This window comes from Pseudogulbenkiania sp. FW507-F1 (assembly GCF_058781125.1).
This window is the reverse complement of the sequence record NZ_JBYSWM010000002.1, coordinates 107,956-120,861: the sequence shown is the minus strand read 5'-3', so window position 1 is coordinate 120,861 and position 12,906 is coordinate 107,956. Positions and strand designations below refer to the sequence as shown.

Genomic DNA, 12,906 nt, shown 5'->3' with positions numbered 1-12,906 from the left:
ACGAGCATTCCATTCCCTGATGCAAAGCCAGTCAGGGAATCCCGCAGCAAAGTTTGACCCGGCACGAGCGCCCCTGCCCGGCGACATCCCAGAAGCCAATGCCAAGGATGCCGACCGTACCCACTGTATGACAATGCATGCGCGGGCGTCGTTCGTGTGAGAGAAAATCAGGAAGTCGGCTTGTTAAATCCGTTTTTCATGCTCTTTAGACCACTACTTCTTTCGGAAAGCGCCCATTTCTAGCCACTGGGCCGTCAAATACTGGCTGCGTCCTTGCGTGAGTGCCGCGCAGGGAACGTATACATGAAACGTATGCTGTTTAACGCAACGCAAGCCGAAGAGCTGCGCGTTGCCATTGTCGATGGGCAGAAGCTCATCGATCTGGATATCGAAACGGTCGGGAAAGAACAGCGCAAGGGGAACATCTACAAAGGTGTGATCACCCGCATCGAGCCTTCGCTCGAGGCCTGCTTCGTCGATTACGGCACCGACCGTCACGGTTTCCTGCCCTTCAAAGAAGTCTCCCGTTCCTATTTCCAGAACTACGAAGGTGGCCGTCCGCGCATTCAGGACGTGCTGCGTGAAGGCATGGAAGTGATGGTGCAGGTCGAGAAGGACGAGCGCGGCAACAAGGGCGCGGCCTTGACGACCTACATCAGCCTAGCCGGTCGTTATCTGGTATTGATGCCCAACAACCCGCGTGGCGGCGGCGTTTCGCGTCGCATCGAGGGCGAGGAGCGGCAGGAACTGAAGGATCTGCTGGCGCAGCTGGAAGTGCCGCAGGGGATGAGCCTGATCGCGCGCACCGCCGGCATCGGCCGTACCTTCGAAGAGCTGCAGTGGGACCTCAATTACCTGCTGCAACTGTGGCGCGCCATCGAAGGCGCCGCCGGCGCCCAGAGCGGTCCGCTGCTGATCCTGCAGGAAGGCAGCCTGGTGATTCGCGCCATCCGCGACTACTACCAGCCGGACATCGGCGAAATCCTCATCGATACCGAGGAGATCCACGAGCAGGCGCGCCAGTTCATGGCGCACGTGATGCCGAACACCATCAACCGGGTCAAGCTGTACCAGGACCCGGTGCCGCTGTTCTCGCGCTTCCAGATCGAACACCAGATCGAAACCGCCTTCTCGCGCAGCGTGCAGCTGCCGTCCGGCGGCGCCATCGTGATCGACCATACCGAGGCGCTGGTGTCGGTGGACGTCAACTCGGCGCGCGCCACCAAGGGCGCGGACATTGAGGAGACGGCGCTCAAGACCAACCTGGAGGCGGCCGAGGAAATCGCCCGCCAGCTGCGCCTGCGCGACCTGGGCGGTCTGATCGTGATCGACTTCATCGACATGGAGATCCAGAAGAACCAGCGCGAGGTGGAAAACCGCTTGCGCGACGTGCTCAAGCACGACCGCGCCCGCGTGCAGATGGGCAAGCTGTCGCGCTTCGGCCTTCTGGAATTGTCGCGTCAGCGCCTGCAGCCGAGCCTCGGCGAGACCAGCCACGAGCCGTGCCCGCGTTGCCACGGCATCGGCTTCATCCGCGGCACCGAGTCCTCCGCGCTGCACATCCTGCGCATCATCCAGGAAGAGGCGATGAAGGAGAACACCGGTGCGGTGCATGCCCAGGTACCGGTGGACGTCGCTACCTTCCTGCTCAACGAGAAGCGCGCCGAAATCTATTCGATCGAAGAGCGCCTCGATGTCAGCGTGGTGCTGATCCCGAACATCCATCTCGAAACCCCGCATTACAAGATCGTGCGCGTGCGCCACGACGACATGAGCGAACTGGGCGATCTGCCGAGCTACAGCCGTGTCGAAATCCAGGAAGAAGAAGGCACCGCCAACTTCGGCCAGGCCAAGCCCAAGATCGAACGTCAGGAAGCCGCGGTCAAGGGGATTACCCCGTTGCAGCCGGCTCCGGAAGTGGCCGCCCCGGCGGCCCCGGTCGAGCAACCGGTTGTCGCTGCCGCCGCGCCGGTGCAGAGCGCGGGTCTGATCGAACGCTTGGTGGGCTGGTTCAAGTCGGTGCTGGCACCGGCAGAGCCGGCCAAGCCGGCGCCGGTGGAAGTCAAGAAGGAGCCGGTGCGCGAACAGCGCAACCCGCGTTCCCGCCAGGGCGATCGCCGTCATGGCAACCAGGTGCGTCGTGACCGTGACGAGCGCCGCCAGGGTGGTGCGCAGCAGGAAGATCGTCGCCGTCCGGCCGCGCCGGCCGAGGCGCGTGGCGAGGCTGGCCAGGAGCAGCAAGCGCGTCAGGAGCGTGCACCGCGCCGCGAGCGTGCCGAGCGAGGCGAACGCGCCGAACGCGGAGAGCGTCGTGAACCGCGCGAACCGCGTGAGGCACGCGATACCCCGCGTCCGCAGCCGCAGGCTGCCGAGGACAAGGCGCCGCAGTCGCCGCGTCAGCAGGAACCGCGTCGTCGCCCGACCCCGCAGGCCAGCGAAGTGGAGCAGGTCAAGGAGCCGGTCGAGCAGGCTAATCTGGAGGAAGTGAAGTCGGCCGAGATGGTGCCGGCGGTTGCCGAGGAGGGCGGCGAGACCGCGGAGCGCGGTGAGCGTCGTCGCCGTCGTGGCCGTCGCGACCGTAACCGTCGTGAAGGCATCGAGGCACAGCGTGACGGCACCCTGCAGCAACCGACCGAGGCCGAGGGCGAGGTCGTGGCGGAAGCCGTCGCGCCCACCGAGGCGGCCGTGACGGAAGCGGTTCAGGTTGCCGAGGCCCCGCAAGTGGCCGAACCGGTGGTTGTCGCTGCCGAAGCCGCGACCGAGGTGGCGGTGGAAGCGGTTGCCGCAGAGGCGGTTGTCGAGGCGCCCGTGGCAGTGGTCGAACCGACGGTAGCGGAAGCGCCGGTCGCCGAACCGGTACAGCCGGAGGTGGCCGAAGTCGCCGAACCTGAAGTGGCGGCGCCGGTCGTCGTCGCGGCGGTTGAGGAGGTGGTCGCGGCGGAGGTGGTGACGCCTGCCGTGGCGGTCGAGCCGGTCCAGGTCGTCGAAGCGCCTGCCGAAGCGGTGGCCGAGGTAGCGGCGGAGCCGGTTGCGGCACCGTCGAGCCAGGAGCCGGTGGCCGAGGTCGTTGCCGTCGCGGTGGAGACGGCCGCTCCGGTTGTCGCTGCTGCGCCTGCAGCGATCGACCTGGGTGGTCTGGTGATGGTCAGCACCAAGCCGACGGCCGAGGCGCAGCCTCAGCCGCTGGTCGAGCCGGTGGTGACGGGGGTGCGCCGTCGTGAAGCGGTGCGCGAGTCGCTCGAGTCCGGCGCCCCGGTGGAGCTGGTGCAGGTGGAGACCCGGCACTGAGGTAGAAAAAATCGTCGAGGTGACTCGACGGTGTTGACGAAGGGGAGAGTTTTGTTTATGATTCTTCCCTCTTCAGATGTTCCCTGATAGCTCAGTTGGTAGAGCGACGGACTGTTAATCCGCAGGTCGCAGGTTCGAGCCCTGCTCGGGGAGCCAAAGTATTTCCAAGGACGCCGTCTGCAAAGCCGGCGTCCTTTTGTTTTTGTCCCTTCACTATTGTCTTACGTGCTAACCGCCGCGCCGGCGTCGGCATGGCGTCGCCGGCGGTGCCATATGGCGTTGCCATGTACTGCGGGCACGACTCTCTCCTTTCCATCGTTTTGCCGGCGTTGCCCGGCGCTTGCTGCCGATCCGGGGAGGGGGCGCCTGCCCGTTTGGGTTTTCGGATGGCGTCACCTGGTCTTGACTCTTCTGGGTGAGGACCGCCGTGCCTGGTTCCGGATAGGGCCTGGTGGCTTGGGTTTGGGTGGTGGCATCGGGAAGCGGCGCCGCGGTGTGTTGGCGGGGGTGTGATTTTTCACACTCACCGAGGTTTAATGTGCTCGCTGGTTTGGTCGCTTTGTACTGGTGACGGCGATGACGCCGGTCCCGATTAGCCCAAAAGGAGCACTAAACCATGCTGAGCCTGCAAACCAACGCCGCCGCCCTGTTCACCAAGAGCAACCTGAACGCCAGCCAGAGCGCCCTGACCACCGCGATGACCCGCCTGGGTACCGGCTTCCGCATCAACTCGGCCATGGACGACGCCGCCGGCCTGCAGATCGCCACCCGCCTGGACGCGCAGAGCCGTGGCATGACCGTGGCGATGAAGAACGCCCAGAACGGCATCAGCATGCTGCAGACCGCCGATGGCGCCTTGGGTGAAGTGTCCAACATCATGCTGCGCATGAAGGACCTCGCCACCGAAGCGGCCAACGGCACCGCCAGCGCCGCCGACCAGACCGCGGCCCAGGCCGAATTCGCTCAGTTGGGCAACGAACTGACCAACATCATGAGCAACACCAAGTTCGGCGGCACCGCCTTGCTGGCTGGCGGCAAGCTGGGCACCGGCCCGGTCACCTTCCAGATCGGTTCCTCCGCCAGCGAAACCTACGCCTTCGATGCCTCCACTCAGATGGGCACCTTCGCCACGTCGATGGCCGCGCTGCAGGCCGGCGACCTGACCACCGGTGCCAACGCCGCGATCACCCTGGCCGAGACCGCGCTGAATGACCTGGGCACGGTGCGTTCGGCCATCGGTGCCGGCGCCAACCGTCTGGACCATGTCTACAACAACCTGTCCAACGTCAACAACAACACCCAGATCGCCAAGGGCCGCATCATGGACACCGACTACGCTGCCGAGACCGCGTCGATGACCACCAAGCAGATGCTGATGCAGGCCGGCACCGGCATGCTGAAGCAGAGCGGCACCATCGGCCAGCTGGCCATGTCGCTGATGCAGTAAGGTGCAGGGAGGATGGGGAGGGCCAGAGCGGCCTTGCCCCGTCGGGAGCGTGCGATGGGTTTCACGACGCTCCTCCCTTCCCACGGTATCCAGGCCAGCCGCTTTTGTGCGGCTGGCCTTTTTCATTGGGGTTGACCGATGGTGGAACGTATTGCGGCGCTGTCGCCAGTGGCAGCGGTGAGGCGCAGTACCGCCGCCGAGAGCGGACGCTTGCCGGTGGCCGGCGAGGAGCTGCGGCTGACCCTCGCTGCGCGGCGGAGCGACGGCGCGCTGGAGCTGCAGGGGGCGGACGTGACATGGCTGCTGCCGGCGTGGCCGTTGCCCGGAGAGGTTCCGCCGCCGGGCAGCGAGTTGCGCTTGCTGGTGCGCGCGGTGACGCCACGCCTGGAACTGGTGTGGCTGGATGCCCCCCCAGGGGTTGCCGCGACACCGGAGGAGGGCGCTGCGGCGCCGGCCTGGCAGAGGGATCAGGCGAGCTGGCCACGGCTGACCCCCGAGCGTCCGGATGCGGCGAAGTTGGGGGGCGATTGGCGTGAGGCCTTGCTGGGCAAGCTGGCCGTCAGCGCGGCGCGCTTCCGGCAGGAAGGCGGCAGCCATCTGTCCGGCGCCTTGCTGCTGGCCGCGCCGCAACTGGCGCTGGCCGGGTTGCGGGGGCAAACGTTGGCCGAAGCCCCGTTGCCGCTGAGCCTGCCGTTGTGGTTGTGGGGCGGGCCGGCGCTGGCCTTGAGCGTGGAAGACGCCGTGCCGGGGCAGGACGAGGCGTCGGACGACGACACGCTGGATCTGCTGCTGGAGGCGACCTTGCCGGAGCTCGGCTGGATGCGGCTGCGGCTGCGTCTACAGCCAGCGGGCGTGGTTCTGGTGTTGGTGGCGTCTGCCGCGGGCTGCCGGTGGCTGGCGGCGTGGCGCGAGCCGATTCGCCAGGCGGTGGAGCGTACCGGGCTGCATCTTGTCGCCTGCCATATCGGCGAACGGGATGTACTGCCGGGGCTGGCGCTGGGGCGCCACGGCGTCAGCCTGCTCGAGGCGAGGCGGGTGTCGCTGGCGCTGTTTGCTGTGGCGGCGGAAGTGATGTTGTTGCTCTGCCCGCCGCCGGAATCGGTGCAGGGCGGCACGCCGGCCGGGCTGGTTTAGGGGGCGATGTGCTGCACCCAGCCTATGTTTCTGTGGGGGAGGCTAGTTCGCTGCTGTCTGCTTGTCGGGAGGCGCGCGTGGGGCTGTGCTGCGCTGCACCCTCTAACGTTTTAGCCTCCATCCTGCGTGTCTTCCCCTCCGTACCGTTCAGCCCAGCGTGCCGATCAGGCTGACTTCGCGGTTTTCCGGTACTTCGTTGTAGGACAGCACGTTGAGACCGGGGGCGAACAGCCGGCCGTAGCGCGCCAGGAGCGGGCGGATCTGCGGCATCACCAAGAGGATCGGCGCGGTGGCGTGTTGTTTCATCTGGTCACGGATGATCGGCATGTTGACCTGCAGCTGCTGCAGCACGTTGGGGTCGATCGGGAAGCTGTCGAGCGCCGGCTTGCCGGTCTGCTGCGCCTGCGACAGTGCGCCCAGCAGCAGGTTTTCCAGCTCGGCGGTGAGGTTGAACGCCTTCATCTCGCCGCGCGGCCCCAGGATGCCCTGCACGATCTGGCGCTTGAGCGCACTGCGCACCTCGGCGGCCAGCATGATCGGGTCCTTGCTGGTGTCGGCGGCTTCGACCAGGGTGGTGGCGATCGGCACGATGTCCTTGAGCGACACGGTGTCGGTCAATAGGGCGCGGAAGACCTTGAGTTGCTGGCTGGGCCCCAGCGCCTGGGTCAGTGCCTGGGAGAGCTTGGGGGCCAGCGCCGACAGCCGCTCGCCCAGCGCGGCGACGTCGTCGTGGCGGAACAGCTCGGCCAGGTTTTCGCGCATCACCTTGTTGAGGTGGGTGGCGATCACGCTGGGGCAGTCCACCACCTGGTAGCCCAGCCCCAGCGCGCGCGCCTTGTCGTCCGGCGCGATCCAGGTCACCGGCATGGCGTAGGCCGGGTCGATGCCGGGGAGGCCGTCGAGCTGGCCGTACACCTCGGGCGAGGGAATGGCCATCAGGCGGTCGGCGTAGACCTCGGCTTCGGCCAACGTCGCCCCGTTGATGGCGATGGCGTACTGCGAGGGCTTGAGGCGCAGGTCGTCGCGCACCGTCACCGCCGGCAACAGGACGCCCATGCTCTCGCTCAGGGTCTGGCGCACGCCCTTGACGCGCTTGCTGAGCGGCGCGCCCTGCGCCTTGTCGATCAGCCCGACCAGCTTGTAGCCCAGCGTCAGCGACAGCACCTCGACGTAGGGCAGGGCGTTCCATTCCAGCTCGATTTCGCCGTCGGCCAGCAGCGCCTGGTGGACCTTGGCCGGGTCGGCCTCGGCCGGGGCATGCTCGCCCGCGCGGCGCAGGCGCCAGCCGACGAAGGCGAGCAGGGCGGCGAAGGCGAGGAAGGTCGGCCAGGGCATGCCGGGGATGATGGCCAGCACGAACATCATGCCGGCGGCGGACAGCAGCACCGTGGGCGAGGCCAACAGCTGCGAGCCGACCTGCTCCTGCATGTCGCCGGAGTCGCTGACGCGGGTGACGATGATGGCAGCGGCCGACGACAGCAACAGCGCCGGGATCTGCGCCACCAGGCCGTCGCCGATGGTCATCAGCGCGTACTGGCGGAAGGCGTCGGCGAAGCCCATGTCGTGCATCAGAGCGCCGATCGCCACGCCGCCGAACAGGTTGATGATCAGGATCAGGATGCCGGCGATGGCGTCGCCGCGCACGAACTTGGAGGCGCCGTCCATGGCGCCGTAGAAGTCGGCCTCGGTGGCGATGTCGCGGCGGCGCTGCTGCGCGGCTTCCTGATTGATCACGCCTGCGTTGAGGTCGGCGTCGATCGCCATCTGCTTGCCGGGCAGGGCGTCCAGCGTGAAGCGCGCGGACACCTCCGAGATGCGCTCGGCGCCCTTGGTCACCACCACGAAGTTGATGATCATCAGGATCACGAACACCACCAGGCCGACCACGAAGTTGCCGCCGATCACCACGTGGCCGAAGGCCTCGATCACCCGGCCCGCCGCCGCCGTGCCCTGGTGGCCGTTGAGCAGCACCACGCGCGTGGAGGCGACGTTGAGCGTGAGGCGCATCAGCGTGGTGGCGAGGATGATGGTGGGGAACACCGAGAAATCCAGCGGCCGCCTGGCCGACACGCTGACCAGGATGACGATGATCGCCAGCACGATGTTGAAGGTGAACAGGACGTCCAGCATCAACGGCGGCAAGGGCAGGATCACCATCGCCAGGATGGCGAGCAGGTAGAGCGGCGCGGCCACCTTGTGGCGGGCGATTTCGGCGAACAGGCGGGACAGTGACTTCATGCTGGATTTCGGGGTTCGGCCAACTCGTGCGGGACCGGCAGCTCGACCGGCAATTCCGGCCGGCTATGCCGCGAACCCGCGCGGAACGCCTTCAGTTGCAGAACATAGGTCAGCACCTGCGCCACCGCCCGGTAGAGCGGGGCGGGAATCTGCTGGTTGACCTGGGTGGTGTGGTAGACGGCGCGCGCCAGGGGCGGGATCGGCAAGACCTCCACCGCGTGCTCGGCCGCCACCTGGCGGATATAGAGCGCCATCTCGTCGATGCCCTTGGCGATGATGAACGGCGCCTCGGCGCGGTCTTCGTCGTATTTGAGGGCCACGGCGTAGTGGCTGGGGTTGACGATCACCACGTCGGCGGTCGGCACCGACTTGCGCACGCCGCGCTGCGCCATCTGCAGCTGCAGCTGGCGCACGCGCTGCTTGATCTCGGGGCGGCCTTCGGTGGTTTTGTACTCGTCCTTGATCTCCTGCTTGCTCATGCGCTGCTGGCGCAGGAACAGCAGGGTCTGCAGCGGCAGGTCGATCAGCGCGAAGGCGATGAACACCGCGGTCAGCGCCAGCAGCGCGTCCATCAGCAGGCTGGCGGCGCGGCTCAGCGCCTCGTCGAGCGGCACGCCCTGCAGCGCGAAGAAATCCTGCGCCGCGCCGCGGCTGACGTGGTACAGCACCGCGCCCAGCACCAGCGCCTTGACGATGGACTTGGCGATGTCGCTGGCGTGCTGCGGCGAGGCGATGCGGCCGAAGTGGGCGAGCGGGTTGAGGCGGTCGAGGCGGGGCTGGAAGTGGCGGGCGGCGAAGACCCAGCCCCCCGGAAACAGCGACACCGTCGCCACCAAGAGCGGAATCACCGCGAGCGGCAGGATCATCTTGACCAGCAGCGTCAGCGTGCCGGAGAACAGCATCGACCAGGTGTTGCCCAAGGCGCCCTGGCCCGACAGCGTGGCGAACGACAGCGCGAACAGGCGGCGGAAGTCGTCCAGCCAGCCCGGCATCGACAGGAAAGCGAGCTTGAGTGCGATGAGCAGGCCGATGGCGCTCGCCATGTCGCGCGAGCGCGCCACCTGGCCCTGCTGGCGCGCCTGGCGCAGTTTGTGTGGAGTGGCCTTTTCGGTCTTGTCGCCGCCGCGCGTCTCAGCCATGGCCGTGTCCCAGCATGCCGTCGAGCATCTGCAGCAGCTGTCCGGACAGGCGCAGGTACTGCTCCGGCACGAAGCGCACGATCAGCCCCAGGGTGCCGAGCCCGAACAGCGTCACCACCGGGAAGCCCAGCGAGAACAGGTTGAGGGCGGGGGCGACGCGGTTGATCAGGCCGAAGCCGATCTGCACCACGAAGGTGGCGAACACCGCCGGCAGCGCCAGCAGGATGGCCGCCGCCAGCACCCAGCCGACGCTGTTGGCGAGGGTCTGTAGCGACAGCGCATCGATGCCGCTGCCGACCGGCCAGGCCTTGAAGCTGGTGTACACCACCTGGATCAGTACCAGGTGGCCGTCCACGGCGAAGAACACCATGGCGCCCAACAGGTAGAGCAGGGTGGAGACGACGTCGGAGGAGTTGCCGTTGCCGGGGTCGTTCATCACCGCCATCGACAGCCCCATCTGCGACGACACCAGGAAACCCAGCAGCGACAACACCGCCATCACCAGCTGGAACGCGAGGCCGAAGATCAGGCCGATGATGGCCTGCTCGACGGTGACGGCGATGCCGTAGAGCGAGAACGGGTCGATCGCCGGCATGCCGCGCAGCGCCGGCAGCGACGCCACCGCCAGCGCCAGCGCGGCGCCGATGCGCACGCGCGCCGGCGTCATGCCTTCGCCGCTGAGCGGGGCGACGGCGAGCGCGGCGAGGAAGCGGCAGAACGGCCACCACAGGGCCGGCAGCAGCTGGATCAGGTCGGCGAACAGGCCGGTCATGGCGGCGCGCCCGTCATCCCACCAGCGTGGCGGCGCGGTGGAACATGTCGATGCAGAAGTCCATCAAGAGGCCGGTCATCCAGTGCCCGGCGAGCGCGATGGTGCCCAGCGTGATGAGGAGGCGCGGCAGGAAGGACAGCGTCTGCTCGTTGATCTGGGTAGCGGCCTGGATCAGGCTGACCACGACGCCGACGATCAGGCTGGGCAGCACCAGCAGCACCACCAGGGTGACCACTACGCGCAGGCTGTCGTTGACGAGGTCGACCGCGATATCGGGGGTGAGCATGTCAGTAGGCCTGGATCGAGGTGACGAGGGTGTTGACGGTGAGCGACCAGCCGTCTACCAGCACGAACATCAACAGCTTGAGCGGCAGCGAGATCACCAGCGGCGACAGCATCATCATGCCCATCGCCATCAGCACGCTGGACACCACCAGGTCGATCACCAGGAAAGGGATGAACAGCATGCAGCCGATCTGGAACGCGGTTTTCAGTTCGGACAGCACGAAGGCGGCGAGCTTGACGGCGAAGGCGTGGTCCTGCGGCCGCGCCACGTTCTCCTCGCCGGACAGCTTGGCCACCTGCGCCAGCGCCGCCTTGCTGGTCTGTGCCAGCATGAAGCGCGAGATCGGCTGCTGCGCCACGTCCAGCGCCTGCTGCATGGTGATCTTGTCCTGGTCGAACGGCAGCATCGCCTTGTTCCACACCTCCAGCCCGACCGGGCGCATCACCAACAACGTCAGGATCAGCGCCACGCCGGTCACCAGGCGGTTGGGCAGGCCCTGCTGCAGGCCGAGCGCCTGCCGCAGCAGCGACAGCACGATCACGAAGCGGGTGAAGCTGGTCATCATCAGCATCAGCACGGGCAACAGCCCGAGCAGGGTCATGATGATCAGGATCTGGGTCTTGACCGTGAAGTCGACCGGGGTGCCGCCGGCGTTGGCGGACAGCAGCTTGAGCGTGTCGGCGGCCCAGGCCGGCGCCGTCGCCAGCAGCAGGGTGGCGCTCAGCGCGAGGCGCGGCAGGCGGTGTCGCGGGGGGATCATGGCGCCAGGGTGTCGAGGTCGAGGTCGTTGAGTTCGACCACGCGCAGGCCGTAGTTGTCGCCCGCCACCACCACTTCGGCGCGGCCGATCACCGAGCCGTTGACCTTGATGTCGAGCGGCTCGCCGGCCAGCTTGTCGAGTTCCAGCACCGAGCCCTGGCCGATGTTCACCAGGTCGGCCAGCGAGATGTCGGCGCTGCCGACTTCCAGCGTCAGCGTGACCGGAATCTTGCGCAGGAAGTGGCTCATGTCGCGTGCCGGGCGGGCCGGCGCCGCGCTGGCGGGGGCGTGGTCCGCTGGCGCGGCATCGATATCCTTCAGCATGCCGTCCAGGTCGAAATCGTCGTTCAGTTCCATTGCTTACTCCGCATCGTCGAATGAGGTCAGGCACAGCTTGCCGTGGCTTTCGGCCACCGCGGCGGTGAATACCCGGGTGCGGCCGATGTAGACGTCGGCCTGCTGCTGCAGGCTGACCGGCAGCACCGAGCCGACCCGGAGGTCGAGGATTTCGCCCAGCGTCAGGCGCTTTTCCATGAGGCGCGCCGACAGCCGGATCGACAGTTGTTCGGCAAACGGCCGCGCCAGCGTCTTGCCCGCGGCCGGGCCCGGCAGCGCCGCCTGCAGCGACAGCTGGCGCAGCACCTGGGCGAACACCGCCGCGTCCAGCGCCAGGCCGATCTGGCTCGCGCCGCCGCTGCCGGCTTCGCCCAGCGTCAGCTGCATGTGCCAGGCCGGCGCGTCGCCGGGGGGGAAGGGCAGGGTCTCCACCGCCGGGGGGGCCTTGAGCGTGGGCAGCGGGCGGCGCGCGAGGCGCCGTACCGCCTGCACCAGGCGCGCGGTGAGGCGCTCGCCCAGCATGCGCGCCAGGCGCCGTTCGGTTTCGGTTTCGCGCGGTGGCTGGGTGGCGGGCAGCGCCGGGCTGGCGCGTCCGCCGTAGCGGTAGTCGAGGATGCGCAGCAGCAGCGGGCGCGCCACGTTGACGCCGATGCCGGCACCGTCGAGGCGGTGCCAGGTGCGGCGCTCGGGGTCGAGGTCGGCCTGGCCGGCCTGCACGCCCTTGAACTGGAACTGGGCGCGGTAACGGGCGTTGAGCTCGTGCGCGACGAAGTCGGCCAGTTCCTGTTCCACCAGCCGCAGGAACACCGGCAGCAGATGGAAGGGGCGTCCCAGCGTGGTCGGGTCCAGCGCCGCTAAGCGGGCTCCGTCGGCGGGAGGAAGGATTCTGGACTTGGGCATGGCAGGTCTGTTCGGGTTGCGGGGCCGGCCGGCGGCGGGCGCGCCACGGCGGGACAAATGATCGCGCATCTTACTGAATGGCCGTGACACTGGGAGGTGAAAATTCACATAAGCGCTTGTGAAAATTCACGGCGCTTATAAGTAAGTAAAAGTTTAAACTGCCCGGAAATTTGCCAAGGATAGGCTGGGGAAGATACGGATTCGGCTCCGCCAGTTCCGGCCCTGCCAACGGCCCTGTACCGCAAGGAATTCCGCATGACTCCATCCCTGGGCGTGATGATCAACGCCGACCAGACGCAACTGCTCCGCGACATGTCGGGGCTGACCAAGGTGGCGGCCGCCACCGAGCCGGCCGGACTGGACGCCGCGCCGGCGGCGTCGAGCTTTTCGCAGGCGATGCAGGGGGCGGTGCGCGAGGTCGACGCCCAGACCCGCGCCGCCAACGACAAGATGGCCGAGGTGGATAGCGGCAAGAGCGACGACCTGGTCGGGGCGATGATGCTGAGCCAGGAGGCCAGCCTGTCGTTCTCGATGCTGATGCAGGTCCGTAACAAGGTGGTCGGCGCCGTCGACGACCTGATCAAGATGCCCATCTGAAGCGCAGGTC

General features: G+C 67.3%; 11 protein-coding genes and 1 tRNA gene. 5 read left to right on the top strand and 7 right to left on the bottom strand.

The genetic code is table 11. The features are described 5' to 3' along the window. Positions 1–303 precede the first annotated feature (303 nt). The 4 genes from AC3WG5_RS02080 to AC3WG5_RS02065 all read left to right on the top strand — a co-directional run bounded on the left by AC3WG5_RS02080 (position 304) and on the right by AC3WG5_RS02065 (position 5,869). Positions 304–3,288: an Rne/Rng family ribonuclease gene (locus AC3WG5_RS02080; RefSeq protein WP_492567604.1), complete on the top strand. Its 2,985-nt coding sequence runs from the start codon at positions 304–306 to the stop codon at positions 3,286–3,288. A gap of 80 nt (positions 3,289–3,368) precedes the next feature. Further along, a tRNA-Asn gene (locus AC3WG5_RS02075) sits at positions 3,369–3,444 on the top strand. A 460-nt stretch (positions 3,445–3,904) separates the two neighbouring features. Continuing rightward, positions 3,905–4,735 carry a flagellin N-terminal helical domain-containing protein gene (locus AC3WG5_RS02070; RefSeq protein WP_008954372.1) on the top strand — a complete coding sequence of 277 codons (831 nt, stop codon included), beginning with the start codon at positions 3,905–3,907 and terminating at the stop codon, positions 4,733–4,735. Positions 4,736–4,873: 138 nt separating this feature from the next. Beyond that, the gene (locus AC3WG5_RS02065) at positions 4,874–5,869 is read left to right on the top strand and encodes a hypothetical protein (RefSeq protein WP_492567603.1); all 996 of its coding nucleotides are present in this window, start codon (positions 4,874–4,876) and stop codon (positions 5,867–5,869) included. A gap of 147 nt (positions 5,870–6,016) precedes the next feature. Here the strand turns inward: AC3WG5_RS02065 and AC3WG5_RS02060 are convergent, their stop codons facing one another. Genes AC3WG5_RS02060 through AC3WG5_RS02030 form a run of 7 tightly spaced genes read right to left on the bottom strand, consistent with a single transcriptional unit; the run spans position 6,017 to position 12,299 of the window. Next, positions 6,017–8,107 (bottom strand): flagellar biosynthesis protein FlhA, encoded by a 2,091-nt coding sequence (locus AC3WG5_RS02060; RefSeq protein ID WP_492567602.1) that lies wholly within the window; start codon positions 8,105–8,107, stop codon positions 6,017–6,019. Beyond that, entirely contained in the window at positions 8,104–9,246 is a 1,143-nt protein-coding gene (locus AC3WG5_RS02055) for an EscU/YscU/HrcU family type III secretion system export apparatus switch protein (RefSeq protein ID WP_492567601.1), read from the bottom strand. Before AC3WG5_RS02055 ends, AC3WG5_RS02060 begins: the two co-directional genes overlap by 4 nt. Beyond that, complete coding sequence (gene fliR, locus AC3WG5_RS02050; RefSeq protein WP_492567600.1) at positions 9,239–10,018, bottom strand: flagellar biosynthetic protein FliR; 780 nt, start codon at positions 10,016–10,018, stop codon at positions 9,239–9,241. Before fliR ends, AC3WG5_RS02055 begins: the two co-directional genes overlap by 8 nt. A gap of 13 nt (positions 10,019–10,031) precedes the next feature. Continuing rightward, positions 10,032–10,304 (bottom strand): flagellar biosynthesis protein FliQ, encoded by a 273-nt coding sequence (gene fliQ / locus AC3WG5_RS02045; RefSeq protein ID WP_008954377.1) that lies wholly within the window; start codon positions 10,302–10,304, stop codon positions 10,032–10,034. A 1-nt stretch (position 10,305) separates the two neighbouring features. Further along, positions 10,306–11,064 (bottom strand): flagellar type III secretion system pore protein FliP, encoded by a 759-nt coding sequence (gene fliP / locus AC3WG5_RS02040; RefSeq protein WP_492567599.1) that lies wholly within the window; start codon positions 11,062–11,064, stop codon positions 10,306–10,308. Continuing rightward, entirely contained in the window at positions 11,061–11,420 is a 360-nt protein-coding gene (gene fliN / locus AC3WG5_RS02035) for a flagellar motor switch protein FliN (protein WP_482580740.1), read from the bottom strand. Before fliN ends, fliP begins: the two co-directional genes overlap by 4 nt. Positions 11,421–11,423: 3 nt before the next feature. Beyond that, positions 11,424–12,299, bottom strand: a complete 876-nt coding sequence (locus tag AC3WG5_RS02030) for a FliM/FliN family flagellar motor switch protein (protein ID WP_492567598.1) — start codon at positions 12,297–12,299, stop codon at positions 11,424–11,426. 255 nt (positions 12,300–12,554) lie between these two features. Between AC3WG5_RS02030 and fliE the strand changes: the two genes are divergently transcribed. Continuing rightward, positions 12,555–12,896, top strand: coding sequence for a flagellar hook-basal body complex protein FliE (gene fliE, locus AC3WG5_RS02025; protein ID WP_492567597.1), 342 nt, complete (start codon positions 12,555–12,557; stop codon positions 12,894–12,896). The last annotated feature ends 10 nt before the right edge of the window (positions 12,897–12,906 follow it).